Annotated in this window: 28 protein-coding genes; 12 read left to right on the forward strand and 16 right to left on the reverse strand. The window is 33.2% G+C overall.

What is annotated here, in order from left to right:
- Positions 1 to 6: 6 nt before the first annotated feature.
- Positions 7 to 2,328 (reverse strand): TonB-dependent receptor, encoded by a 2,322-nt coding sequence (locus tag K1X16_RS07455; RefSeq protein WP_225035624.1) that lies wholly within the window; start codon positions 2,326 to 2,328, stop codon positions 7 to 9.
- A 299-nt stretch (positions 2,329 to 2,627) separates the two neighbouring features.
- Entirely contained in the window at positions 2,628 to 2,870 is a 243-nt protein-coding gene (locus K1X16_RS07460) for a hypothetical protein (protein WP_195872015.1), read from the reverse strand.
- 222 nt (positions 2,871 to 3,092) lie between these two features.
- On the opposite strand from K1X16_RS07460, the gene K1X16_RS07465 reads away from it, so the two are divergent.
- The gene (locus tag K1X16_RS07465; protein WP_225035625.1) at positions 3,093 to 3,467 is read left to right on the forward strand and encodes a Fur family transcriptional regulator; all 375 of its coding nucleotides are present in this window, start codon (positions 3,093 to 3,095) and stop codon (positions 3,465 to 3,467) included.
- Here the strand turns inward: K1X16_RS07465 and K1X16_RS07470 are convergent.
- The 6 genes from K1X16_RS07470 to K1X16_RS07495 form a co-directional block, all read right to left on the reverse strand.
- Positions 3,464 to 4,489, reverse strand: a complete 1,026-nt coding sequence (locus tag K1X16_RS07470) for a cytochrome-c peroxidase (protein WP_225035626.1) — start codon at positions 4,487 to 4,489, stop codon at positions 3,464 to 3,466. The two genes, K1X16_RS07465 and K1X16_RS07470, sit on opposite strands and share 4 nt — an antisense overlap.
- 78 nt (positions 4,490 to 4,567) lie before the next feature.
- Entirely contained in the window at positions 4,568 to 5,419 is an 852-nt protein-coding gene (locus tag K1X16_RS07475) for an MbnP family protein (RefSeq protein ID WP_225035627.1), read from the reverse strand.
- A 34-nt stretch (positions 5,420 to 5,453) separates the two neighbouring features.
- Positions 5,454 to 5,840 carry a hypothetical protein gene (locus K1X16_RS07480; RefSeq protein WP_225035628.1) on the reverse strand — a complete coding sequence of 129 codons (387 nt, stop codon included), beginning with the start codon at positions 5,838 to 5,840 and terminating at the stop codon, positions 5,454 to 5,456.
- 4 nt (positions 5,841 to 5,844) lie between these two features.
- Positions 5,845 to 7,833 carry a TonB-dependent receptor plug domain-containing protein gene (locus tag K1X16_RS07485; RefSeq protein WP_225035629.1) on the reverse strand — a complete coding sequence of 663 codons (1,989 nt, stop codon included), beginning with the start codon at positions 7,831 to 7,833 and terminating at the stop codon, positions 5,845 to 5,847.
- 2 nt (positions 7,834 to 7,835) lie between these two features.
- Complete coding sequence (locus tag K1X16_RS07490; protein ID WP_225035630.1) at positions 7,836 to 8,759, reverse strand: FixH family protein; 924 nt, start codon at positions 8,757 to 8,759, stop codon at positions 7,836 to 7,838.
- 321 nt (positions 8,760 to 9,080) lie between these two features.
- Positions 9,081 to 9,446, reverse strand: coding sequence for a hypothetical protein (locus K1X16_RS07495; protein WP_195872022.1), 366 nt, complete (start codon positions 9,444 to 9,446; stop codon positions 9,081 to 9,083).
- A 206-nt stretch (positions 9,447 to 9,652) separates the two neighbouring features.
- Between K1X16_RS07495 and K1X16_RS07500 the strand changes: the two genes are divergently transcribed.
- Positions 9,653 to 10,618 (forward strand): bile acid:sodium symporter family protein, encoded by a 966-nt coding sequence (locus tag K1X16_RS07500; RefSeq protein ID WP_225035631.1) that lies wholly within the window; start codon positions 9,653 to 9,655, stop codon positions 10,616 to 10,618.
- 15 nt (positions 10,619 to 10,633) lie between these two features.
- Here K1X16_RS07500 and K1X16_RS07505 read toward each other — a convergent pair whose 3' ends face one another.
- Positions 10,634 to 10,786 carry a hypothetical protein gene (locus tag K1X16_RS07505; protein WP_195872024.1) on the reverse strand — a complete coding sequence of 51 codons (153 nt, stop codon included), beginning with the start codon at positions 10,784 to 10,786 and terminating at the stop codon, positions 10,634 to 10,636.
- Positions 10,787 to 10,801: 15 nt separating this feature from the next.
- A complete protein-coding gene (locus K1X16_RS07510; RefSeq protein ID WP_225035632.1) occupies positions 10,802 to 12,166 on the reverse strand; it encodes an NAD-dependent succinate-semialdehyde dehydrogenase in 1,365 nt (454 codons plus the stop codon).
- Positions 12,167 to 12,362: 196 nt separating this feature from the next.
- Here K1X16_RS07510 and K1X16_RS07515 point away from each other — a divergent pair, with 196 nt between their 5' ends.
- From K1X16_RS07515 to K1X16_RS07525, 3 genes are read left to right on the forward strand one after another with little or no spacing between them, the layout of a single operon-like run.
- Positions 12,363 to 12,695: a YtxH domain-containing protein gene (locus tag K1X16_RS07515; RefSeq protein ID WP_195872026.1), complete on the forward strand. Its 333-nt coding sequence runs from the start codon at positions 12,363 to 12,365 to the stop codon at positions 12,693 to 12,695.
- A gap of 3 nt (positions 12,696 to 12,698) precedes the next feature.
- Complete coding sequence (locus K1X16_RS07520; RefSeq protein ID WP_225035633.1) at positions 12,699 to 13,046, forward strand: hypothetical protein; 348 nt, start codon at positions 12,699 to 12,701, stop codon at positions 13,044 to 13,046.
- 1 nt (position 13,047) lies between these two features.
- On the forward strand, positions 13,048 to 13,254 hold the full coding sequence (locus tag K1X16_RS07525) for a DUF6327 family protein (RefSeq protein ID WP_195872028.1): 207 nt from the start codon (positions 13,048 to 13,050) through the stop codon (positions 13,252 to 13,254).
- A gap of 2 nt (positions 13,255 to 13,256) precedes the next feature.
- Here the strand turns inward: K1X16_RS07525 and K1X16_RS07530 are convergent, their stop codons facing one another.
- Positions 13,257 to 14,288 (reverse strand): helix-turn-helix domain-containing protein, encoded by a 1,032-nt coding sequence (locus K1X16_RS07530; RefSeq protein WP_195872029.1) that lies wholly within the window; start codon positions 14,286 to 14,288, stop codon positions 13,257 to 13,259.
- Between the two features lie 273 nt (positions 14,289 to 14,561).
- Between K1X16_RS07530 and K1X16_RS07535 the strand changes: the two genes are divergently transcribed.
- From K1X16_RS07535 to K1X16_RS07545, 3 genes are all read left to right on the forward strand, one after another.
- A complete protein-coding gene (locus K1X16_RS07535) occupies positions 14,562 to 14,996 on the forward strand; it encodes a hemerythrin domain-containing protein (RefSeq protein ID WP_195872030.1) in 435 nt (144 codons plus the stop codon).
- A 166-nt stretch (positions 14,997 to 15,162) separates the two neighbouring features.
- Entirely contained in the window at positions 15,163 to 15,612 is a 450-nt protein-coding gene (locus K1X16_RS07540; protein WP_225035634.1) for a ferritin-like domain-containing protein, read from the forward strand.
- A 197-nt stretch (positions 15,613 to 15,809) separates the two neighbouring features.
- Positions 15,810 to 15,971 carry a DUF1328 family protein gene (locus K1X16_RS07545; protein WP_195872032.1) on the forward strand — a complete coding sequence of 54 codons (162 nt, stop codon included), beginning with the start codon at positions 15,810 to 15,812 and terminating at the stop codon, positions 15,969 to 15,971.
- Between the two features lie 163 nt (positions 15,972 to 16,134).
- Here the strand turns inward: K1X16_RS07545 and K1X16_RS07550 are convergent, their stop codons facing one another.
- Complete coding sequence (locus K1X16_RS07550; RefSeq protein WP_225035635.1) at positions 16,135 to 16,608, reverse strand: hypothetical protein; 474 nt, start codon at positions 16,606 to 16,608, stop codon at positions 16,135 to 16,137.
- Positions 16,609 to 16,769: 161 nt separating this feature from the next.
- On the opposite strand from K1X16_RS07550, the gene trxB reads away from it, so the two are divergent.
- The 4 genes from trxB to K1X16_RS07570 all read left to right on the forward strand — a co-directional run bounded on the left by trxB (position 16,770) and on the right by K1X16_RS07570 (position 20,483).
- Entirely contained in the window at positions 16,770 to 17,753 is a 984-nt protein-coding gene (trxB, locus tag K1X16_RS07555) for a thioredoxin-disulfide reductase (RefSeq protein WP_195872034.1), read from the forward strand.
- A 176-nt stretch (positions 17,754 to 17,929) separates the two neighbouring features.
- Positions 17,930 to 18,514, forward strand: a complete 585-nt coding sequence (locus K1X16_RS07560) for a YceI family protein (protein WP_225035636.1) — start codon at positions 17,930 to 17,932, stop codon at positions 18,512 to 18,514.
- Positions 18,515 to 18,553: 39 nt separating this feature from the next.
- A complete protein-coding gene (locus K1X16_RS07565) occupies positions 18,554 to 19,828 on the forward strand; it encodes a hypothetical protein (protein ID WP_195872036.1) in 1,275 nt (424 codons plus the stop codon).
- A 64-nt stretch (positions 19,829 to 19,892) separates the two neighbouring features.
- A complete protein-coding gene (locus K1X16_RS07570; protein WP_225035637.1) occupies positions 19,893 to 20,483 on the forward strand; it encodes a YceI family protein in 591 nt (196 codons plus the stop codon).
- A gap of 7 nt (positions 20,484 to 20,490) precedes the next feature.
- Here K1X16_RS07570 and K1X16_RS07575 read toward each other — a convergent pair whose 3' ends face one another.
- The 4 genes from K1X16_RS07575 to K1X16_RS07590 form a co-directional block, all read right to left on the reverse strand.
- Entirely contained in the window at positions 20,491 to 21,327 is an 837-nt protein-coding gene (locus K1X16_RS07575; RefSeq protein WP_225035638.1) for a GIN domain-containing protein, read from the reverse strand.
- Between the two features lie 215 nt (positions 21,328 to 21,542).
- Positions 21,543 to 22,259 (reverse strand): head GIN domain-containing protein, encoded by a 717-nt coding sequence (locus tag K1X16_RS07580; protein ID WP_195872038.1) that lies wholly within the window; start codon positions 22,257 to 22,259, stop codon positions 21,543 to 21,545.
- A 126-nt stretch (positions 22,260 to 22,385) separates the two neighbouring features.
- Positions 22,386 to 24,194, reverse strand: coding sequence for a PspC domain-containing protein (locus tag K1X16_RS07585; RefSeq protein WP_225035639.1), 1,809 nt, complete (start codon positions 24,192 to 24,194; stop codon positions 22,386 to 22,388).
- A complete protein-coding gene (locus tag K1X16_RS07590) occupies positions 24,191 to 24,532 on the reverse strand; it encodes a PadR family transcriptional regulator (RefSeq protein ID WP_195872040.1) in 342 nt (113 codons plus the stop codon). Before K1X16_RS07590 ends, K1X16_RS07585 begins: the two co-directional genes overlap by 4 nt.
- Positions 24,533 to 24,579 lie beyond the last annotated feature (47 nt).

A 24,579-nucleotide genomic window follows, 5' to 3' on the forward strand; every position in this document is an offset into this window, starting at 1 on the left:
TGGTTGTTAAAATGTTTGTGTTAATGCTATTGAGATGTTTCTTCCTGCTTCAGGAACATCGATTAAGCGGTAAAAACTTGTGTGATCAAAATATTTAGTGTCAAAGACATTATTGAGTTTAAACTTTAATTCTAAAGGCTGTTTTGCTTTAAATAAGTTGATGTCTGTGAGTAGCGACATATTTAAAACTTGATAGCCATCTGTTTGTTCTTCTGGTGGTACAATTTCATCTTGTGCTGCTGTAATTCTATAATCGGCAGTTAGTTGTGGTTCCTTAAAAAATAGTACATCTTTAAATTGGTAACGCGCTGAAAATAATCCTGATAATGGTGGGGAAAACGGAATAGTAAAGCCCTCTTTAGGACCACTCGTTTGTCTGGAATACACATATTCTGCTGAAGCATCTAATTGTAAATTATTAATAATACTTGTGCTTGCTCTAAGTTCGCCACCTGCTCTAAATACCTTACTTTGGGTGTATTCATAAATCTGTAAGGTTTCGTAATAGTTAGACGTCGGATTTAGATAAATAAAGTTTTCGAAAATATTGATAAACGGACTAATACCTACGCTAAAATCTTTTGTGGTATGGTCTATATCAATATCTAATTGATAGGATTCTTCAGGATCTAAATCGAGATTACCTTGTTCGTAGCGATACATGTGATAATTCACGCCATCTGAAGCCAGTTCATTAGGTAGTGGCATTCTAAAACTTTTTCCTGCATTAATTTTAAAGGTGGTATTATTTAGAATGTAACTTAACCCTACAGAAGCACTGACATTTCCAAAATCTAGTGTTTTATCTTGTGCACGTTGCAAATACACATACGAGGTCGTACCATTGGGATTGTTGATGGTAGATGGATACCAATCAGAGTAAGATTTGCTGTTTATTTGTCCGTAATCATATCGTACACCAGCTAAAAGATGTAAGTCGGAATGGATTTCATATTGATCAAAAGCAAATGCACCCACTGTAAAACGCGTGTACTCTGGTATTAAAAATCCCCAACCACTTATGCTATTATCTTGAAATTCTAGATTTACTCCTGCAACAACATGGTGTTTGTTAAAAGGCTCAAAAGCGTCCTTTACATTTAAGGAAAAGGTGTTTTTATGAAATCCACGTTCTTTTGTGTTTGGTGGAGTAGGCATATAACCATGAGGAGTTGGTTCAGAATGCTCTTCTCTTAAATTATTTTGAAAGCCTAAATCTAGCTGAATCGTGTGATGATCTAATTCTATCGATGTGTTATTGGTCACCTTAAAATGATTCACCTTATGATAAGGTAGGTCAATATCTCTATTTGAACGGTCATAATCGATACTCGAGGTTCTGACTTCTAAACCATGAGCATTGGCAAAAAAACCGTTTTTCGAGTTCACATTACTAATCGTCGTTTCCGTTGTAAAGCGGTCTGAAACATAACCAAAACTTAGACTTCCGTTGGCCTCTTTTCCTGCAGTGTTACGCAAATTATTCTCGTGCAACGTAAAGACGTAATTTTCGTAATTAATCTTATCTGTAGGCACTTTGTAATCCCCATAATCTCTATAAGTTAATCGGCCTCTATAAAACCAATTATGACTTCGTCCTTCTACACCTGCCGAAATGCCTAGCAAATCATTATTACTTTCTCCTAAAAGGTTAACATCTCCACTAAAAGAGTGCTTAAAAGGAATAGGGTTAGATTGAATATCTACAACACCAGCAATAGCGTCTGAACCGTAAACTAAAGATGCAGGTCCTTTTACAATTTTGATGTTTTCAATACCATATTGATCAATTTCTAATCCATGGTCATTTCCCCATTGTTGTGCTTCGTGTTTTACTCCATTTTGAACTACAGCAACTCTATTAAACCCTAAGCCTCTTATGACGGGTTTAGATTGTCCTGAACCAATATTTATGGTACTCACTCCAGGAATTTTACTTAAGGTTTGCATTAAGCTGTTTTCCCTGTTATTAGCCAAAAATTCTTTGGATACCAATTCAGAAACCACTGGAGATTCTTTGTTGATTCTTTTTTTAGATTTTCCGTTGACTTCCACTTCTTGAAGCGCCGTTGTAGACTCCTCTAAAAAGACCTCAAGCACTTCCGTATTTGGACCGACCTCAATACAAATCGTTTGCGAGGTGTAACCTAAGTGCGATATGGTTAAGCAATAGCTGCCCTTAGAAACATTATTTAGGGTAAATGTTCCTGTTGCGGAAGAAATTGAATATTGGTTTTCGCCAATAATATTGACACCCTCTAAGGGTTGTAATGTTTTTGCATCTGCAATAGTTCCTTTTATTTGAAAAGAATCGTGAGCAAATACCATTGAGCTTAGGCTAAAACATAGCCATAAACTCAGCATTTTGTATAACATAATGAGATACTATAAGATTTGATAATGTGTTCTTAAGAGCGAACTTTAACAAAACCTATACGCATTTGTATTATTTAAAATATCAATGAGAAGTGTTTCAATAGCTGTTGCTAATAACGATTTAGAAACTTCTAAAAAACATGAATAGCAGAACCTAGGATCTAGCTCAATTTTAGAATCTAAATAGATAGCTTGAAGCGCTTTGTTGCAAACTGATCACAGCTTAAATAATAAAAAATGTATAGGATTACTTATAGTGTAAAAGGTGGAGGTCTGGAAAGTAATTGATTTGTAGCAATAGTATTAGACATTACAAATTCGTAATGTGTAGTACTGTTTCTATACAAGACCAACTCTGTATTTTCAATAGAAAATTCTAATGGGTCTGGAGTTAGAGCAGGAGTTAAATTATTGATTGTAGCGTTATCACAAATAGCACAATGTAAAGCATGGTCTTGATCGTCATCATGCGTTAGTGCATGAAGCCCTACCATTTTCATCGAGAGAAAAAGGATAAGGAACAAAAAAGTGATACTATTTTTTAGGTGACTAAATTTCATTAAAATGAAAACAATCTTAATAATTTAAAAATACGCTACCATACAACGTTTAAAAATTATAACGTGTATATTGTATATATGATTTGCAAAGATATTATTTATTTATAATATTGCAAGGCTGTCGCATTAATATATTGCAAACAATTCGCATTAAACATGAAACGAAGACAAACACCAACAAAATCAGCGGTTTTAGATGTGTTGACTAAAGCTGGAAAAGCCATGAGTCAAGATGCCATAGAGCAGGAGATTCCTATTGATATCAACAGAGCTACGATTTATCGGGTTTTAAATCGTTTTTGTGATGATGGTATTTTGCATAAAGTTATTGCTGAAGATGGTAAACAATATTTTGCCTTATGCGATCGCTGTGATGACACTCACAAACAACACCAACATTATCATTTTAAATGTACAGTTTGTGAAACATTAGAATGCCTTCCCAGTGAAGTTAGTTTTTCTATTCCGCAAGGATATGTGGTCCAAAATGTCAATTGTGTTTTAACCGGTGTTTGTAAAAACTGTGCTTAATTTTCTAGGCCTAAAAATTCATTGTCACTTAAGGTTTTCATAAAAGCGATTAAACTTGTTTTTTCTACTTCCGTAAGCGGAATTCTATTATTGTTAGCTTTTAAAATAGGGTCGAGGTTATCTGCTTCTATAACACCATTGTCAAAATAATCTAAAACGGCTCGTAACGTCGCAAATTGACCAAAACTTCCGTAAGGTGCTGTGTGCTCAATGTTTCGTAACGTTGGGACTCTAAAACTCATATAGTCTTCAATAGCACCTGTTACTCTAGCGCGTCCGGCTTCATCAGTATCAGTATTTAAAGGGAAACCAATATTTCTAAAACTTTGGTCGGTAAATAATTCAGAGCTATGGCAACTCGCGCATTTTTGTTCGAAAATTAAAGCGCCTTCTGCTTCAATTTGGGTATAGCTGTCTTCATTTCGTTTCACACGATCGTATTTGCTATTGGCAGAAATTAATGTGTATTCAAATTGTGCAATACTTTTGTAAATGCGTTCTGAGGTAATGTCTGCATCACCAAAAGCTTTTTCAAACAAGTCTTGATATTCAGCGTCATTTTCAATTTTACTGATGACTTCTAATATCGAAGAGTCCATTTCTTCATGGGTGATAATTGGTACTAAAGGCTGATTTTCTAGTTGAAGCTTACTACCATCCCAATTGTAAAAATTTAGGAATGCTAAATTTTGAATTGGTGGTGTATTCCTTAATCCAACTCTGCCTTCAATTCCTATGGCTTGCGCATTATTATCTCCAAAAGCATGAGCTTGAATATGGCAACTTGAACAAGAAATGGTATTATTGGTACTAAATCTTTTTTCTGAAAATAGTTTTTCACCCAATTCAACGCCAAAAGTTGTTGGCTTATTGGTGTAAAAGGAATTATTAAGCAATGGAAAACCCTCAGGTATACTTATGTTCAGTTCAGGATTATTAAAAGGAGTAGACTCATAATTGTCATCATTACTGCAGGATGTTACTAATACAATCACAGCTAAAATAGATACTATATTTTTCATTTTGAAGCTATTTGTGGGCATGAAAATTAAAATAGAGTCGCCTAAATAGTGTGTTTCAGGCGACTCTAAAATTAAGGTTTAGTTGTTTACACTAATGATAGAGAACATTCCAGTACTATCAATTGTGCTAGCACCTCCAAGATTGTCTACAAACTTAGTCATTTCAACAGCTGTATGAATACTTGGTGTTGCATTGTTGTCACCTAGTGTTATAGTATGACTTTGACCACTTAATAAATAGTCAAAATCTGCTTTGATTGCTATTGTTGGAGCACTATTACCAACGACTGCCGTAGTCGGAAGCGTTAAGGCAATGTCTCTATAGGCATCAACACCTTGCGTATAACTTCCTTCTTCTCCTTCTACAGTACTTCCTGAATGGATAGACAAATCATCATTACTTGAACCATAGAATCCTTCAATTTTTGTAAAACGGTATCCAGTTCCCCATTCCCAATGCATTTCAGTATCATTTTCTCCTGCATTTGCATAGAAATTTGGAAAGCTTGTTTGATCTAAAGTGTTCAATTCAGATTTCACTCCTAAACCAAATTTAATTTCAGTATAATCACCGACCGGAATATCATTCATTACATAACTTAAGGTTTCTGAATTAGATTGATTAACAACAGTAGCGCCATTATCTAAATCATTTACATTATAAGGGATTTCAGTACCATCTGCCTTTATTAAACGGATGTTACTAATAACGTATTTTACTTCTTCAAAATGGTGTATTTGTCCTGCTTCCGACGTGTTTTTAGTCGCAGTACTCGATGTCGCATCACCAAGAACGATAGGAGTATCACCAAAGGTGTTGTTGAACTCTAATGTTACATTGTTTGCAACAGGATTATCATCATCTTTACTACAAGACATGAAGGCAACTAATACAGCTGCTGATAAAATATAATTTTTAAGATTTTTCATTGTTTTAATTTATGTTAATTGGTATTCTTTAATATTAAGTGCGTTTAAAATTCGCCTGTTGCATTGGTGGTGGAACTAAAATTTCTAGATAAGGCTCCGAATGATGAAACTCTAAGTAACCCACCATAACTTTGTTGTTAATGAGGTTAGGAGTTTCTATTTCAAATTCGGGGTTGGACTCAAACGCCAAATCTAAATTTTTGGTATTCATTATTTTTTCAGAATCGGATGGCTCGGTGTCTTGCAACTCTTTACTTAAATAGCATTTACCGTTACATTTTAGCTCAGGTTTATCTTTGTTGATGCAAAGCTCTATTGTAATCGCTTGTTGGTTGAGTTTAAAGTGCATAATGACCACCGCTTGCTGAGACACAACAAACAGGAAAATAAAGGTCATTATATAACTAAAAACTTTTTGCATCTATTTAGAAATTGAATTTTAAAGAGGTGAATATATTACGTCCCATTCTTGGGATATTTCCCCAATCGGCATACGTACTATAGTATTCGTTTAAAATATTTTCTGCGCCGACTTGGACTACGGTTCTATAGGCTGCAATTCTGAAGGTGTAATCTGCGGATAAATTCCAAATGGTGTACTGAGGTGTTTGGTCTTCACCATATTCAGGACTGTAATTAATTTGTTCTAAATCGCCATTAATCGACGTTTGAAAATTGAACCTATTGTATTTATAATGCAATGCAGTTTGATAGCTTAATGGTCTAATAAATGGTAAATTGTTACCATTATCATCTTGTCCACGAGCATAGGTAAGTGTGCCTTTCCAGTGCAGGTTGTTTAAAATAGAATAGCTACCGTTCAGTGAAAAATTAAATAAGGTTGAATAATCTAAAGAGGTATACCCTTTAACACCAACAGACTGGTAGTTCATTGGACTTCCTAAACTCAGAATTCTACCAATAATATAATTTTGAATATAGAAGTAATTTACCTTCGCTTGAATACTGAGTTTGTTATCTGTGAAACCAGCACTCGCATTGCCTTCATAAGAAATTTCATTTTTTAAGTCAGGATTACCAATATAATCGTAACGGTCAAAACTATTGTAAATGTAGTAACCATAACCTTCGGAAACTGAAGGTGCTCTGTGGCCGTAACCACCACCTACAGAAAAATCGAATTTATTAATGTTTAATTCATAGCCTGCGTGTAAACTAGGTAGTAGTCGCGTTTTTTCTTGAGGTGTTCCAGGATGAAAAATCCAGTTGAATTCTACATATTTTGAATGGTTGTAATTGACACCTAAAGATCCACCAAAATTCAGTAGACTTTGATCTGAAATCTCCCAAGCGTTGTTGATTGAAAGTCCTGCAAAGGTTGTTGTCACAGCAGGCCAACTGTAGGCAAACATGGTACGTTCGCTTCGGTCTTGTGGATACATGCGCATTTCTGCAGTAGATAAATTGTTATAAGCATTCAGTTGAATTTCTGAACTCAATTTATTGCTCTGTAAATTAATATTAGATAACAAACCATAAGTGGTGCTCCAACCTGGCATATCCATGTGGACCAGATTTTCTGGACGTGTGGTGTCGTCCATATAATGTTCTATGGCATTAAAATAAACTTTGGTGTCCCAAGCTCTCACAAGGCCTTCTTCAAATAATTGTTTGTAAGTTGCTGAGGTGATTAACGCTCTAGATAACCATAAATCCATAGGTAACGCAGGATAACCAACATCTTTAGCTTCATCGTAAATCGCTTCAACTTTTACAGATGATAAGTCACTCGTTTTATAGGCTAAACCAAGTGAAGCATTGAATTTTGTAAATTGCGAATGCGCAACCTCGTCGTCATTACCATCACTATAATTTTCAGCTTTTCGGTAGGCTAAACTTCCATCGGCAACAAATTTATCGGAAGAATATGAAGCATTCGCTAAGTTGAAAAACTGTTTGTTATTAAACTCAAATCCGGTTTGGTAAGCTCCATTCCATTTTTTAGGAAGATTAAAAGGTGTGCTTTTTCGTTTCAAATCAATACTTCCTGCAACGGTTGCTCCATGCATATTACCTTCTTGTCCAGATTTTATATCTATGGCATCTAAATTATTACTCTCCACATAAGAGGTAATAGGATCCATTTTATCTGTACAAGCTCCAAAAACATGCATCCCATCAATAGTGATTGTTGAGCGTTCCGAACTCATGTTATTTAATAAAGGTTCCCATGCAAAAGCACCACGTTTAATGAAACTGATATTATCTGATGATGCCAAAAACTCATCGACTGAAACGGCCATTTTCATGTCGGTTTCAATTTTCTTTTTAATCATAGTTATTAATTGCACTTCATCTAGCGCTATAATGCTGTCTTTCTTTTTCTCTGTGTTTTGCGCAGTAGAAAAAAGACCGACAAATAATACTATGAATAGTGTATTAAATCTCATCATTATTAAAATAATATGTCAATATGTAGTTCACTTCTTGCTCCTTCAACACCTGGTGTAAATTCCGTTGAAACTTCAGTGCCTTTAATAATCGCACCGAATTGATTCTGTAATCTAAAATTTAGGGTCCAGTTTCCGGTCATCGTATAATTAACCACTCCATAATACAAGCCATCATCTTGCTGTGTTAAATCTTCATTATTAGGTGAGGAATGATTTCCCATTGAAGGTTCTGGCATTCTTGGATCTAATAATAAAGTGTAATCCGAAACTGCTGTGTAAGAAAACTGCGAAGGATCAGGAAATGTTCCTGGTTCATTAGTGGGTTGGTTGTATTTGTAGATGCCTGCAACCAATTCGTTTTCTGCAATCTTAGGTTGTTGAGGAGCGACTAAAGCGATAAAGTACTGTTCGCCATCATTTGCAGTAAAGGTGGTCATATTTAAATTCTTGTTCACTTGTTCTTCCACCAATATGTTCTGCGTTACTGCGTATGTTTCACCATTGTCTGTGAATGACATATAGAGTTTCCACTGATCGGAATCATTACTTATGTTCGTAAATACAACATATCCATCATAATAGTTTTCTGCAGTATTATAGTCTAAACTATATTGATGCGGACAAGAACTGTTATTTCCATTATAATTGGTTACGAGTGGTAAAAACGTAACATCCGAAGTGCTTAAATTTTCATTAGTTTGAGTATTGGTTATGTTTACACGAATCTCATTATAGCCTTTATAGAAGGTGCCGTTTAAAGCTTCAATACTGATTTGATAATCGTTCTCTGATATAGAAACGACTTCTTCAAAATTGATATGCTCTATGACTTCTGTGCGTATTTCTGCTTCGTAATCGGTTTTGTCTATTGTACATGATGTCACTGCAAGTGCTATTGCAGCCACAAAAAAATTAATGTTTTTCATCACTTAATAATGTCTTATTAAAAAAACTTGAAAATTGTAGTCGTCTCTAACACTGTTACTTGTTGCCGTTTAAAAAAAACAGCATAGTAGCAGGTTAGGTACGTAATAAAACAGGAACTGTTTTAGTTACAACTACAGGAAATGGATAGAAACTACGAGTAAATAAGTCGTGCGGATAGCTATGCAATAATTACACTAAAGCGATACGGATACCTATTTTTTTACTATTTGTAAATATTAACATATGAGGTATGGCGTAGCCCAATGACATCGCATTTTGCTTTATACAGGTTCTAAAAGTTACTGAGTTTCTATTTTAAACTAGACAAGCGGAGGATGGAAGACAAAACTCGTGAAATCGAATTTGTAGATTTTGTTATACGTTGGTTCTATTGGAGCGTTTTGTTCTTTAGAAATGAAAACCAAGTTGTTTTTGAAGATATCTTGGTAAAATACGACTTGTTGCTCAGAAGATGATGTATGGTTTTTATCACTACTTTTTTCGGAATCTGAAGCTTTAGCTAATTCCTTTTTTAAATGGCATTTACCATTACAAGATAGTTCAGGTTCGTCTTTGTTGACGCAAAGTTCATCTTTAATATAGTCATAAAAAGCGGCGTATTCCACATAGGGAATAGTTGGTTTTAGAAGCATAAATAATGCTAAAAAGAGTGCCGCTGTTTTCACAATGCAAAGGTCTTGAATATTTTGAAAATCTCCTAATTATTAAGTTGGAAAGTATTAGGACGCTATCTTTTAATGGATTTACGTGAAAGCGTCTTAAAATTAAAAAATTAAAATCATGAGATGTCTTTTTTATCAATAATTGATATTATTTTCGAGCATGAAGTACGTAGCACATTATTTAATAGTTAGAAATACAGCAGCTCTATATGAATATAAAGATTGATAAATTCGTTTTATCTATAATAGTGGTTATACTAATGGCTTACTTTTTTCCAGAATGGGGCATTCCTGAAAGTAAAATTCCCATCGATACTATTAGCGCGATAGGTATTTCATTAATATTCTTTTTCTATGGATTAAAATTAAACCCTACCCAACTTAAAGCTGGTCTTAAAAATTGGAAGCTGCATTTGCTAGTACAAGGCGCCACATTTTTAATGTTTCCGTTATTGGTTTTATTGTTTCGACCATTAATACAAAATCAGGAACAGGAAACCATTTGGTTAGCCTTCTTTTTCTTGGCAGCATTGCCGTCAACGGTGTCCTCTTCTGTAGTTATGGTTGCTATGGCAAAGGGTAATATTCCTGCGGCTATTTTTAATGCTAGTATTTCTGGCATTATAGGTATTGCCATTACACCATTATGGATGGGTTTATTTGTAGATCCTGCGCAAACAAATTTTGATTTTACGGAGATTTACATAAAGCTTATAGTTCAAATTATTCTCCCTGTAATTATAGGACTTTTTTTACAGCGTTATTTTGGTGAATTTGCTCGTAAGCATAGCAGTAAATTAACACTGTTTGATAAGTCTATTATCTTATTGATCATTTATAAGAGTTTCGCCGCGTCTTTTTATAATGGTATTTTTAGAGTTGTTTCACTTGTAGATTTACTCTTCATATTTGTAGGTGTATTGCTGCTCTTTATGGTGGCGTTTTTAGGAACAGGTTTTATTTCTAAAACGTTAAAATTGAGTCGAGAAGATAAAATTACAGCACAGTTTTGTGGCACTAAAAAATCGTTAGTTCACGGTACTGTTTTTTCTAAAATATTATTTGGAAATATGGCAACCTTAGGGATTATATTATTACCAATAATGGTGTTTCATGCAACACAAATATTAATTATTAGTGTTATTGCTTCAAAAGAACTGAATCGTCAAAAGTAATTTTGTTTTAGAACTTTAAAACCACTCAAAGTGTATTCCTGAAGCTACAACTGCACCTACGAGAATAATTAGTACAATTATTATAAACTTAGCTCCAAATTTGGTTTTTTCGTCTTTTTGAAAGATATAGTCTCTTCTTTCTTCGTCTTCGTCTTTTACAAATTTCATAGTGTTTTAGTTTTTTTAGTTGTTAATATAAACGGTTTTTTTATTGACAAATGCCAACATACCTTCTTTAGATAATTCACGACCATAACCTGATATTTTTGTACCTCCAAATGGTAATCTTGGATCAGATTTTACCATATCATTGATGAAAAATGCACCATCTTCAATTTCTGAAATCCGTTTTGAGGCGGCTTCATAATCTGCTGTAAATACCATTGTGCCTAATCCGAATTTAGAGGTTGAGGCTGTTTTATAAGCTTCATCTTCAGATTTAACTTTAATAACCGCTGCAACTGGCCCAAATGTTTCTTCTATGAAAACGGCCATGTCTTTAGTGACATGCGTTAAAATAGTTGGCTGGTAATACGCGCCTTCTCGTGTATGGCCTAAAAGCACTTTTGCGCCTAAATCAATTGAGCTTTGGACTTGTTCTTCTAGAGTTTCCGCTAAATCTTCACGCGCTAAGCACGACATGGTTGTATTTTCTTCAGTTGGATTTCCATACTGTAAGGCTTCAACTTTAGTTTTGAATTTCGAAATGAATTCATCATAAATGTCTTCAACAACTATAAATCGTTTGGCAGCAATACAGCTTTGTCCAGAATTTTGCATTCGTGCTTTAACCATGGTGTCCATATGCCGATTTAAATCGGCATCTTTTAAAACGATACAGGCGTTGTTTCCTCCCAATTCTAATAGTGAAGGTTTTAGGTTTTTACCAGCAAGCTCAGCTATTTTTCGACCTGCTTTTTCGCTTCCTGTTAAAGAAACAGCTTTCACAATGTCGTTTTCCATGAGCTCTTCAATAGCGTTGTGATCTGTGACTAAAGTTTGAAAACAACCTTTTGGAAAGCCAGCATTTATAAATAATTTTTCAATGGCAATGGCACATCCAGTCACGTTTGATGCGTGTTTAAGTAGTGCAACATTTCCAGCTGTTAATGTTGGCACTGCAAATCGAAACACTTGCCAAAACGGATAATTCCAAGGCATAATAGCTAAAACACAACCCAAAGGATCGTAACTAATAAAGCTTTCATGCGCTTCAGTTGCAATAATATCGTCTTGTAAAAACTGTTCGGCATTTTTAATGTAAAAGTCAATCAGTAAAATACACTTTTCAATTTCAGCTGTACTTTCTGTAATTGGTTTTCCCATTTCAGATGTCATAAGCAGGCTTAATTCTGCTTTATTTTCAAAAACTTGATCTGCAAGATTTTTTAATAAATTTAATCGATCTTCAATTTTAAAGTTTTTCCAAGTCTTAAAAGTCTGGTCTGCTAAGTCTAATTTTTCATCTAATCGCGATTTAGAATCTAGCATATAGGTTTCAAGATGATTTCCATTGTAAGGGTTATAAGTTTTCGTCGTTTTTTTCATAATAAAAGGTGTACTTCAAAATTAAATGTTATCAATTCAAATGATTAATCATATTACTAAAATCTTTGACGCTAATAGTAAATAGCATTTCAGCTAATATCGATATCTAAAGAGTTAAGCGATGGTTCGTGTTTCGCTTATATTTGAAACACAGCAAGGCGCTGAATTTTAAAATTAATTAAAAAAACATAACAACATGAGTAATAACGGAAATACAGTTTTAGGAATTTTAGCAGGAACAGCAGTAGGAGCAGTTTTAGGAATCTTATTTGCGCCAGATAAAGGTAGTGTAACAAGACAAAAAATTGCAGATGAAGCTGCGGCGAAAAGAGATATAATGACAGATAAAGCATCTGACTTAAGAGATTCTTTAGGTAATACTATTTCTTCTCACAGAGAAAATTTAGATCATCAGGTAGAGTCTATAGTTTCTAACGCAAGTTATAAGGCAGAAGATGTTATAACGACGCTTGAAGCTAAATTAAAAGACTTAAAAGCTAAGAATAAGAATTTACAGAAAAAAGCCTAATTGATGAGTGTTTTTGACGACATAAACCAAACCACAAGTAAAGCTTCACATATTGGTGAGCGCTATATTAGAGCGTCTCACCAATATTTTAGACTCAAAATATTTCAGCAATTAACATTGTCATTAAGTTTAGTGACTAAAGTGTTGGCTATTGGAAGTCTCTTGTTTGCAGGGTTGGTATTTTTATCTATCGCTGCAGCATTAGAAATAGGTGATGCCTTAAATAGCTTTGCACTCGGATTTTTAATCGTAGGATTTGTTTACGTTTTGTTATCGGTAATTATTTATTTGTTGAGAGCAAAATTCAATACGATGATTATAAAACGAGTAGGACTAAAATTTTTCAATTAATATGAAGACATACACATCATTTGAAGATATTGAAACCGATTTAAAACGTTTTAAACTAGAGCGTGATATCGCATGGGAAGAATTGAAACTGACCAAAAGTGAATTTAAAGAAGATTTACAACCAATGAATTGGATAAGTTCCGCCTTAAAATTAACTGGAAAATACAGTTTTATAGCTTTAATAAAAAAGTGGTTTTTTAAAAAATAACACTAACTGACCTTAACTTTAGAAGGAGTTTGCATTTTAAATTCATTAGGTGAAACTTCAAATTTTTCTTTGAAAATTTTAGAAAAGTAACTTCTACTGGTAAAGCCTATAGAGTAAACTACTTGCGAAATATTTAAGTCCGTAGTTTTTAGTAAATCTCTAGCTTGCTCTAATCTTACGTGTCTAATAAATTCAGTTACAGTTCGCGTGTATAAAAATTTAAAGCCATCTTGAAGCTTGGCTTGCGATAAGCCTGTTTCTGCAGATAAATCCTCTAAATTGTACGATTTAGAAGGATTTTTTAATATTTTTTCGCCAATTTTTCTAATGCGTTTTAATTCACTTTTTACCAAAGATGTTGGTAATTCAACCCCTTTAGATTGTTTATTGTATTGTTGAATGTGTAGCGATAAAATTTCGTAAACTTTGGCTTCCATTTTTAAAATACGCAACATGCCTTTAGTTTTGGTGTTGTGTAATTTTTTAACGTGATCTGCCATTTTTAGATTAAGCGTTCCATGATGTAAAAAACGGTTTTCGTGAGCTGTATCAACAAACACTTCATGCAGTTGTTGGTTTAATGTAGATACTTTAGTGGTGCGTTTATTTAAGAAATCTTTTCTTACAATTTGAATAATATTCGTTTCTATTTTTACTCCTTTTTTAAAGTGGAAACAATTGAAACCGTCTGCTTTGTTGGTATAAATTAATGTTTGAAACTGCTCAATTAATGTCTCTTTACTCTGAATACCAAATCGATGTAGAAATTCGCCTTGAAGATTGTATATAAAACGAACAGGGTTAAATTCTGTAGCTTTAAATTTTATAACAACATCATTGTAAAATTCAATATCATAAATCATAAGATTTACGCCCCAATCAAAAGGAATAATCTTTACAGTTCCTTTAGCTTTTTCGTTATCTACAACGAGCGTACATTCTCCCCAACGTTCTAAAATTTCTCCACCAATATTAGTTTGCAATTGGTCTATAATGTCCTTGGTTTTTTCGGCACTTATCGCTATTTCTGTCATAATTTATTCGCTTAACAATAGTGTTAAATTAACACTTCAATAGTTAATCTTGCCTGCTGTTAGCAGAAGGCTCTCGCTCTTATTGTTTTCTCAAATAAATCTACCTCAATGTTAGACAACAACAAATAGAATGATTTGTAAAAAGTAAAGATAACTTAATTTTAGAAAGATATTTTAATTTTTTCAGGCTTTGAAGTTAATTTTTAAATCTATTGAGCAAACAAACTGAGCATCAAAGAATTATTTTTGAGTAATTAACCAAATACCTAAGAAATGAACATATACGAAGCTATAAGAAATGATCACGACATTCAAAGAGAACTTTTAGATAAACTAATTCAGACATCGGGAGATACAAAAGAACGCACTAAGATTTTTAAAGACTTAAGAAAGGAACTCGATATGCATGCTAATGCCGAAGAACGACATTTTTATAAACCATTAATTCCATCCGATATGATGCAAGAACATGCTAGGCATGGCATTGCAGAACATCATGAAATTGACGAGCTTATTGAACAATTAGAAAAAACAGAAATGGACTCCTCTGCATGGTTAAAAATTGCCAAAGATTTAAAGCATAAAGTAGAGCATCATTTAGAGGATGAAGAAAAAACATTTTTTCAATTATCTGGTAAAGTTTTAACCGAAAAACAAAAAGACGATTTAGCTACAAAATACAATGCTTACATGGAGGAACATAGGTAAGGCTTTATATTAAAGAACAGCCGTGTAATTGAGTTAATCCTAATAGCTTATGCATTAAGTTACCCATAGGTGTTTCGTTAACTTTGAATGACTGATTAAGAATTAAGATGTAAAGTGGTACACATCTATAAATTAAAGTGCCATAAACATTAAAAGCAATTATATTATGAGTACTTATACCGAAGAAGTCGGAACCAAATTAAATAACTTATTAGAAAAAACATACGATGCTGAAAAAGGTTTTACCAAAGCAGCAGAGAATATTGAAAACACTTCGTTACGATCTTACTTTAAGAACAAAGCACAAGAGCGTCTTAATTTTGGACGAGAATTAAAAGAGGAAATCAGAAGTTTTAATCAAGATGTTGATAAAGGCGGAAGTATAACAGGTTCGGCTCACAGAGCTTGGATGGATGTGAAAAGTTTATTTTCGGCCAATGATGAAGAGTCTATGTTAAATGAAGCTATTAGAGGAGAAAAAGCTGCTATTGAAGAATACGACGATGTCTTAAGTGAAACAAGTCTTCCAATGAGCACTAAATCTATATTACAATCGCAGAAATTGGCAATTAATAATGGATTATCTAAGATAAACGCATTAGAAGATATTCAATAAGAACGAAGAAAAATAGGTTAGGTTGAAAAGGGTGTCATATAGTTATGTATGATGCCTTTTTTTCGCTTAAAATCAATATGTTATATGAGTTAGGAATCTTGCCTATTGTGTCAAGAATACTGTGATTTTCAGGTTATCTTTAGTATGAGGAATTAGACGAGCTAATTTCAAAGACTAATTACTAAAACCAAAACAATATGTTACGTTGGACAATCACATTCGTTATAATAGCAATCATAGCAGCCATACTAGGATTTGGTGGCATTGCAGGAGCAGCAGCAGGAATTGCTAAAATAGTATTCTTTATATTTATAGTACTTTTTGTACTGTCTTTATTAAAAGGAGTTATTAAGAAATAAATACCTCAAATATATATACCTATAAAAACTACTAGCCATAGACGATAAAATGTCTTTGGCTATTTTTATGGATCAAAAGATTAGACATTATCAGGTTTTTAGATTCATTTTATTTTGCTTTATATTTTTGAAGACGCATTGGGTTTTAGTTTCCTACTTCTAATCATTCTACACGTTTATAATTTTCGGAATAAATTTTATTACCATCTTCATCAATTTCAATTTGTTCGAAACGATTTTCAGTTAATTCAAGTATAAAATTAAATTCCTCTTGCTCTGCGATAACTTCATTCATAAAAGCAGAACCGAACTCTAATTCTTCAGTTAATGTCCCATCTCCATAACTATAATTACCATAGCCAAAAAACTCAATAGAATCGGTTTTTAAAAGCTTACACCACATAACTTTTGTGTCTGTGTACATTTTAACTTGTCTAGAAATGGTATTATTAGAAAAAGAGTCTACAACCTTATTATCTATATAATTATAAAAACCGACAAGTTCCCAAGTGCCTTTCAGATTAAGTTTCTCTGAATTTTTTTTCGTTTCAATGTTTTCTGCAACCTTTTGGTCTTGTTCTTTACAAGAAGATATAAACACCAAGGCTGCACTTAAAAGTAGTATTTTATACGTCATAATTTCTAAGGTGTTACTGTTAATCACCTTTAAAGTACGAAATTATAAGGAGAAATTACTTCGATTCATAAATTATATGATGTTATAAGAACTGTTAATAACTTCATTGTAAGGATTTGAACAAAAAACCTACTTTTGTTTTATATAATAAAATACAAAATATGTCTGATACAATTGAAAAAGTAAAGTGTTTAATTATAGGATCTGGACCTGCAGGATACACAGCTGCAATTTATGCGTCTAGAGCAAATATGTTTCCTGTTTTATATCAAGGAGAACAACCAGGTGGTCAATTAACCACTACAAATGATGTAGAGAATTTTCCAGGTTATCCTGAAGGTATTACTGGTCCAGAAATGATGATTCAGTTACAAAAACAAGCAGAACGTTTTGGTACAGATGTACGTCATGGTTGGATTACAAAGGTTGATTTTTCTGGGGATGTCCATAAAGCATGGGTAAATGAAGAGAAAGAAATTCATGCAGATACCATTATAATTTCTACAGGAGCCTCTGCAAAATATTTAAACTTACCTTCTGAACAAAAATATTTAAAATTAGGTGGTGGAGTATCCGCTTGTGCTGTTTGTGATGGTTTCTTTTACAGAAATCAGGAGGTTGTAATCGTAGGAGCCGGAGATTCTGCTTGTGAAGAAGCACATTATCTATCTAAACTTTGTAAAAAAGTAACGATGTTGGTTAGACGTGATGAGTTTAGAGCCTCAAAAATCATGGCTAAGCGTGTTCAGAATACTGAAAATATTGAAATACTATATAATACTGAAACTGATGAAGTGTTAGGTGACGGACAAGTGGTTACTGGTGTTAGAGTTTTTAACAACCAAACCAATGAAAAGCACGAAATCGAAGCCACAGGATTTTTCGTAGCAATAGGTCATAAACCGAATACAGATATTTTTAAAGGTTATTTAGATTTAGATGAAACCGGTTATATTATTAATGCTGTGCCAGGAACAAGCAAAACTAATGTAGAAGGTGTGTTTGTGAGTGGAGATGCTGCAGATCATGTTTACAGACAGGCAATTACAGCTGCAGGAACGGGGTGTATGGCAGCATTAGACGCGGAGCGTTATTTAGCTGCTAAAGATGCTGATTTTGAAGTAGCTACATCTAGTTATAACTAAACAAACTACCTTTTTTTTATAGAGCCGAAGTAATTTACTTCGGCTTTTTTTTGTGCTCAATTTTTAACGCTGTTTTTTGGTAATATTTTAACAGATATGCTCAATATGACTTTTGTCATAATTTAAAATGCTTTTTGTGGCAATCTTTGCACCAACATAAAAACGCAATTACTATTATGATACATTTATTTAAATTACCAGTATTTTTCCTAACCGTTATTCTAAGTAGTCTATTTTCTTTTCAGGTAGCATTTTCTCAAAGTTTCACATTAAATAATTCTTCATCAGTATTGGAGGTGCATGGTACATCGTCTTTACACGATTGGGTATTAGAAACAGAAAAGCAGTCTGGTAAAATAGTAATCACAAACGCTGATGAGTTAGAGATTAGTAGTCTTAACATTACTGTAGAAGCAGAAAGTCTTAAAAGTGGCAAGTCTTCAATGGACAAAAACACTTATAAAGCTTTAAATACGGACGATCATAAGACTATGAACTTCACGCTTAGTTCTGTTAAACAAATAGAAAAATTAGCCGATAAATCGTTTAAGGCTTCTGTATCAGGAAAAATGACTATTTCTGGGGTTACTAAAACTATTTCTCTTGATATGTCAGTAAAACTAGAAGGCAATAAGGTTTTACTAAACGGTGAAAAATCATTCGAAATGACAGACTTTGGAATCGATCCACCAAAAGCTTTATTAGGTACTATTAAAACCGGAAACAAAATTAAAATAGTATTCAAATCTGTATTCAATTAAAAATAAATCAAATATCAAATCAACTTAAAATTAATAATTATGAAATCAGTATTAAAACTCGTAACACTTGTCATTGTACTTACAATGGGGTATTCTATATCTGCACAAACGACGTCAAAAAGAGACCTAGATAATTATAGGCAACCAGATCAAAGAGGTATTAATGTTTTTGAAGCACCAAAAGATACGCTTACAACTTTTGAAGATTTATACGTAAGAGTAGGAGGGTCATTTGCACTTCAGTTTCAAGCTTTAGACCATGATAATTCAGGTGCTGTGCCATTAGGCGAGATAGGAAGTAACTTTAACTTAGCAACAGCTAATTTAGATTTAGATGTAGCTCTTTATGATGGTGTAAGTATGCATTTAAGAACGTATTTATCTTCACGTCACCACCCAGAACCTTATGTAAAAGGTGGTTATTTTAAGGTTGATAAATTAGATTTTATCTCTGAAGGATTTATGGCAGACCTAATGAAACATACGACAATTAAAATTGGTCATATGGAGAATAACTATGGTGATGCACACTTTAGAAGAACAGATAACGCTCAAGCAATTCACAACCCATTTGTTGGCAACTTAATTATGGATTCGTTTACAACAGAAGTTGGTGCCGAAGTGTATTACACAACAGACATGGGCTTATTTGGTATGATTGGATTTACAAACGGTAAATTAAACCAAAAAGTTGTTGCCTCTGACGGTAAAACTGGAGGAGCTGCTTTCTTAGCAAAATTAGGTTACGATAAGCAAATTAACGATGACTTTAGATTTAGATTAACAGGATCTTTATACAATACAGGTTATGCGCCAAACGTATATTTATACTCTGCGGATAGAGGTGGATCTAGATATTATAGCGTAATGGAAGAGCCTGGATCTTCAGCATTTAGATCTGGTCGTTTTGATCCAAGCTACGGCAATCAAATTACTGCAATTATGATTAACCCATTTGTAAAGTATGGTGGTTTAGAAGTGTTTGGTACAATTGAAATGACTTCAGGAAAACGATTAGCTACAGAAACAGAAAGAAGAAATGTAGATCAGTATGCAGGTGAAGTAATTTACAGATTTGGTGAAACTGAAAATGTATTCTTTGGAGCACGTTATAACACTGTAAGTGCAGAGTTAGCTAGCGGAGATGACGTAAGTATTGATAGATTTCAATTAGGTGCAGGTTGGTTTATGACTAAAAATGTACTTATGAAAGCAGAATATGTTAGTCAAACATATAATGATTATGCAGTGGGAGATCAGTTTGAAGATGGTGAGTTTAATGGTCTTATGTTAGAGGCAGTAATAAGCTTCTAAGAGTTAGTTTTATTAATATGACCTTCATCTTTGTGATGAAGGTCTTATTTTTTATCTTTCAATTATGCTTAAAACAGTATCATATATTATATTATTTATAGTAGGATCTACGTTAATAGGTTTTAATGAGGTAGAATCTAAAGAATCAACAGTGGTATTATCCACTGATAGTTATGTAAAAATTAAAGGAAAAACGAATGTAAGTACCTTTGAGTGTAACTTTGATATAACTACTATTTCAGACGGAATACGTATTAAATACAATGCTTATGATGAAAGAATTAAATTCAATGACACCAAATTAACACTTCCTAATTTAGAATTTAATTGTGGTGGTAATGCTATAAATAGAGATTTTAATAAACTGCTTAACACTGAAGAATATCCAGAAATAATTCTTAAACTTAAAGAGATTTCAAAAGGAGAGTCGGTTAAGAATTCAACGTCAGCACTAATAGAAATTACTTTAAGTAATAAGGTAAGGACTTATACTGTTCCTATTGTTGTAAATAACGATGAAGACTTAATTGTAAGTGGTGTATTGCCATTAGATATTAATGACTTCGGTTTAGCCGCACCAACTAAAATGTTGGGAATGGTAAAGGTTTCACCAAATATTGAGATTCAGTTTTCGCTTAAAATATTAGAGTGCTAATTATCAATTAGCGTATTTTCTTCTGTAGTTTAGCGGTATCTTCAAACTTTGTAATCGTAATTGCTGGACTTCCAAATAGGTAAAGTTCACTATCACCAGAAGCTGCAATAGTAATATTTTCTAAGGCAGAAATGGTTAAATCCCCATTATCTTCTAAGCTAGCATCAACGGTTTTAACATCAAATTTTGATCCATTAAAATTAGTTGAATTATCCATTCTAAATACAGAACTATTTGCATTACCTTCAATTACAGCATCAGAACGTAGATATAAATCAAAATCTGCAACGTTACTTGTAATTAAAGCATCTAGCTTACTATTGTCTGTTAATTCTATTTTTGTGTTAACAGCTGTAAGGTTCAATCTTGTCTTAGATTTCCCTGAGCTTTTATATATAAAATCTTTCGCATTAATATTTAAATATGCTCTAGAATCATCAGCTGTAATTAAGGTTACATCGTTGAGTTCCATGGAGGTTAATGACCTAATTTCACCGTCACCTCTAGTTTCTATATTGCTAAGTCCATCACCATAATTTACAGTGATATTTAATTTCTTTTTAGTCGTAATGCGTACGGTTTCTGTAAATGTAAGTACCCCTTCAACCACACCAAACTGAATAACTTCATGCAAATTATCATCTGCTTCAATATCTACAGAGGGCTTACTGTTATAGACGACTTCAATTGAAAAATCACCATCGACTACAATGGAGTGAAAATCATCAACGTATGTTTGTTTAACAGTAACATTTCTGTCACCTTTAATTTTGTCGTTTGATTGCGCTTGAGCTACTGGCATCGCAACAAGCAGTAAAAGAAAAATGCGTATTGTTTTTTTCATGTTTTAAAGTTTACTGTCTTTTAAAAGAGACACAAAACCCATAAAATAAGTTACTTATTATAATTTTTAACTTCAATATGATGTTCTGATTGTCAATATTAGTGATTTCTGTTTAATATTGCTCAATTAAAAGCTAATAAACTAAGTTATACAAAAACCATCCCAAACTCTATTTAGAATTTAGGATGGTCTTTAATTGGTTGGTATATAGTTGTTTATTGTTGCTTAATACGACCTGCAGAATTATCAGATTTGTTTACCTTTTCTGGGTTGCCATAGTATTTGATATCTCCACCACTTGTAGCATTAGCCGTAAGCGCTTTGGATGTATTAACCGAAATGTCTGCACCACTGGTTGCTTTAACATTAGATGTTTCTGCTTTTAATTTCGACGCATCAATATCACTTCCACTTGTAGCTTCTGCAATTAAATTTATAGTGGAACCACTTATTTCAATATCACTGCCGCTCGTAGAATGACAATTTAAAGATTCTGTTTTTACATCTAAAGTGATATCTGCTCCGCTTGTGGCGTTTAGTTCTAAATCTGAAACTTCAATGGTGTTTGTAGATAAAACATCACTACCACTAGTTGCCTTAATAGCTGAAATAGTTTTAAGATTTACCATTATTTTTTTTGAAGTTGCTCGTCTTATGTTCTCAGCTGTATAGATTCTTAAGACACTATTTTCTACTTCGGTCATTATAAGTTCGTGTAGATTTTCATCAGCTTCAAGACGTATTGAAACGTCATCAGATTGCGTAATATACAGGTCTAGCCCTTGACTAACTTTAATTTCGTCGAAGTCATTAGAAATGCTTCGCTCTGCATTTACAACATTTCCGTTGCCATCTATACCTGGCATAAAATTGCAGGATAGCATTAATATGCTAATAATACTAATTATGATAATTCTTGTTAATGTAGTCATGATTTCTGTTGGTTTTTTGATACTGAATCAAGTTCAGTATTGGTTGATGAATTGTTTGTTTTATAAATTTATCTTGATGTAACGTCGTTTCAAATTCTAAAATGATGACTTGTAGAATTTATGACCTCAATTGTCATTAACTTCAATTTGAACTCCGTTTTCGTCATTTATTTGAACTCTGACTTCAGGTTCATTCTCATTGGTCGATTTTGTATTTGTGATCGATTCTATAATTTCAGTTTCTACTTCATTAAAAGCCTTCTCTTCCTCTTCTATAACCTCTACTGCACAATCTAAACACTCAACCTCATTCTTATTGATTTTTAAATATTGCCCATCATTAGAATTCGTTAAAAGACTATTGTAACTGTTGTAATAATGATTCACATATTTACTTGTATTTACATCAGAATACAGTACAACTCCTTCAGGTAGATAAAGTATAACTCTAACCTCTTGTTCGCTGAATTTATTTTTAACATCTGAAGCATGATAAGCTTCTAACTGCAATTCGTTATTAGAAAACGTGTAGTCGTAATTAATGTTTTCGGCACGTTCTTTTGCACTATTGTAATTGCTACCACTAGCTTCTTTTACAATTGTTATTTTAGCTACAGAATCTGTTGTAGAGTATACAATTAACTTTATATCTGATGATACAAGGTTACGGCCATCATCGTCTTCTGTTATTTTGAAATCATTATGATCACTATATACAAAACTATTAAAGCGATCAAAGCCTGTCATCTTAATTTTTAAAGTGTCATTAGCTTTAATATTAAGTTCGTTTTTAGAAATTATTTCTGCATCATAAGCGTGTTCTGTAGCTTGCTTTACTCCTGTAATTACAATGCCAATTATAGCCATAATCCATAGTCCGAGTAATGTGAATTTAGCAACATTACCAATAGATTTTAGGTTGTTTACTAAGATTTTGAGACCCAAATAGAACACAAAGAAAAAAGGAATAGCAAATGCAAAAAATAGAAGCGTTGACATTAACCACATCGGAATATTTGCGGCATTTGCAGCATCTAAGAAATTCATTGGAGGAAAATGAATAGCATCCGTAACACCTACAGTGAAGAAGGCTACAATTAATGCGATTAATGCACTGATACCAACTATAATTAAAAATACACCTATGAACTTTGCAATTACTTTTAGGAAGAACATAATGATAGTTCCAATGGTTTCAAAAAACGATTGTGAACTAGACTTTAACTTATTGCCTTGCTTTTGAAAATCAACACTTTTTACAGAGTCTGAAACCGTATCAGAAACATGATCAAACCCCTCTTTTAGTTTGTCTCCATGTTTTTTTAAATCTACATTTTTAATGTTGTCGGATACAGAACCAATGCCGTCTTTAATTTTTTTTTCGATGTTGCTGATGTTCACAGGATCACCAGTCATGGTTAGTTTTTCGGCTGTGGTTTTTGCTTCAGGGATTAACGCCCATAATAAAATGTATAGTAGTACACCTGTACCAGCACTAAAAAACAGGATGACCCAAATAAGCCTAACCCATAAAGCATCGAGTCCGAAGTAGTGTCCTAAACCAGCAGAAACACCACCAATATACGAGTTGTCTGTATCTCTAAATAAACGTCTGGTTGTATGCGATTTTTGATGGTTATGTTGTTTTGGTTCGTCTTCAAAAATTTCGTCATCAACTAAATAGTCTTCAGGCTGGCCCATAATGGTTATAACCTCGTCAACTAACTTAATACCAACAACTTGTTTTTCGTTTTGAATGCGTTCTGCAAATAATTCTGCAATTCGTGCTTCAATATCTGCAATAATTTCTGAACGTCCTTGAGAGTCAGTAAATGAACGTTTTATAGCCTCAAGATAGCGCGATAATTTAAGGTATGCATCTTCATCGATATGGAAGAATATACCTGCTAAATTTATATTGACTGTTTTATTCATTTCTTTGGTGTTTTTGTATTGGTTACTAGGTTAACTGCATTTTGTAAATCGCTCCATGTGGAGTTTAATTCATTAAGAAACAGTTGTCCTGTTTCTGTTAGTCCGTAATATTTTCTTGGCGGACCAGAAGTCGATTCTTCCCAACGGTAATTGAGCAATCCAGCATTTTTTAATCTTGTTAATAGAGGATATATAGTTCCTTCTACAACAAGCATTTTTGCGTCTTTTAGTGTGCTAAGAATTTCGGCAACGTAAGCATCGTCATCTTTTAAAATGGATAGGATGCAATATTCCAAAACACCTTTACGCATTTGTGCTTTTGTGTTTTCTATCTTCATGTGTGTGTTCTATTTTTTTATTAAAGTCACATGCAATTCGCGCAAGA

Source organism: Winogradskyella sp. SM1960 (assembly GCF_020179375.1).
In the GTDB taxonomy this organism is placed as follows: Bacteria; Bacteroidota; Bacteroidia; order Flavobacteriales; family Flavobacteriaceae; genus Winogradskyella; species Winogradskyella marina.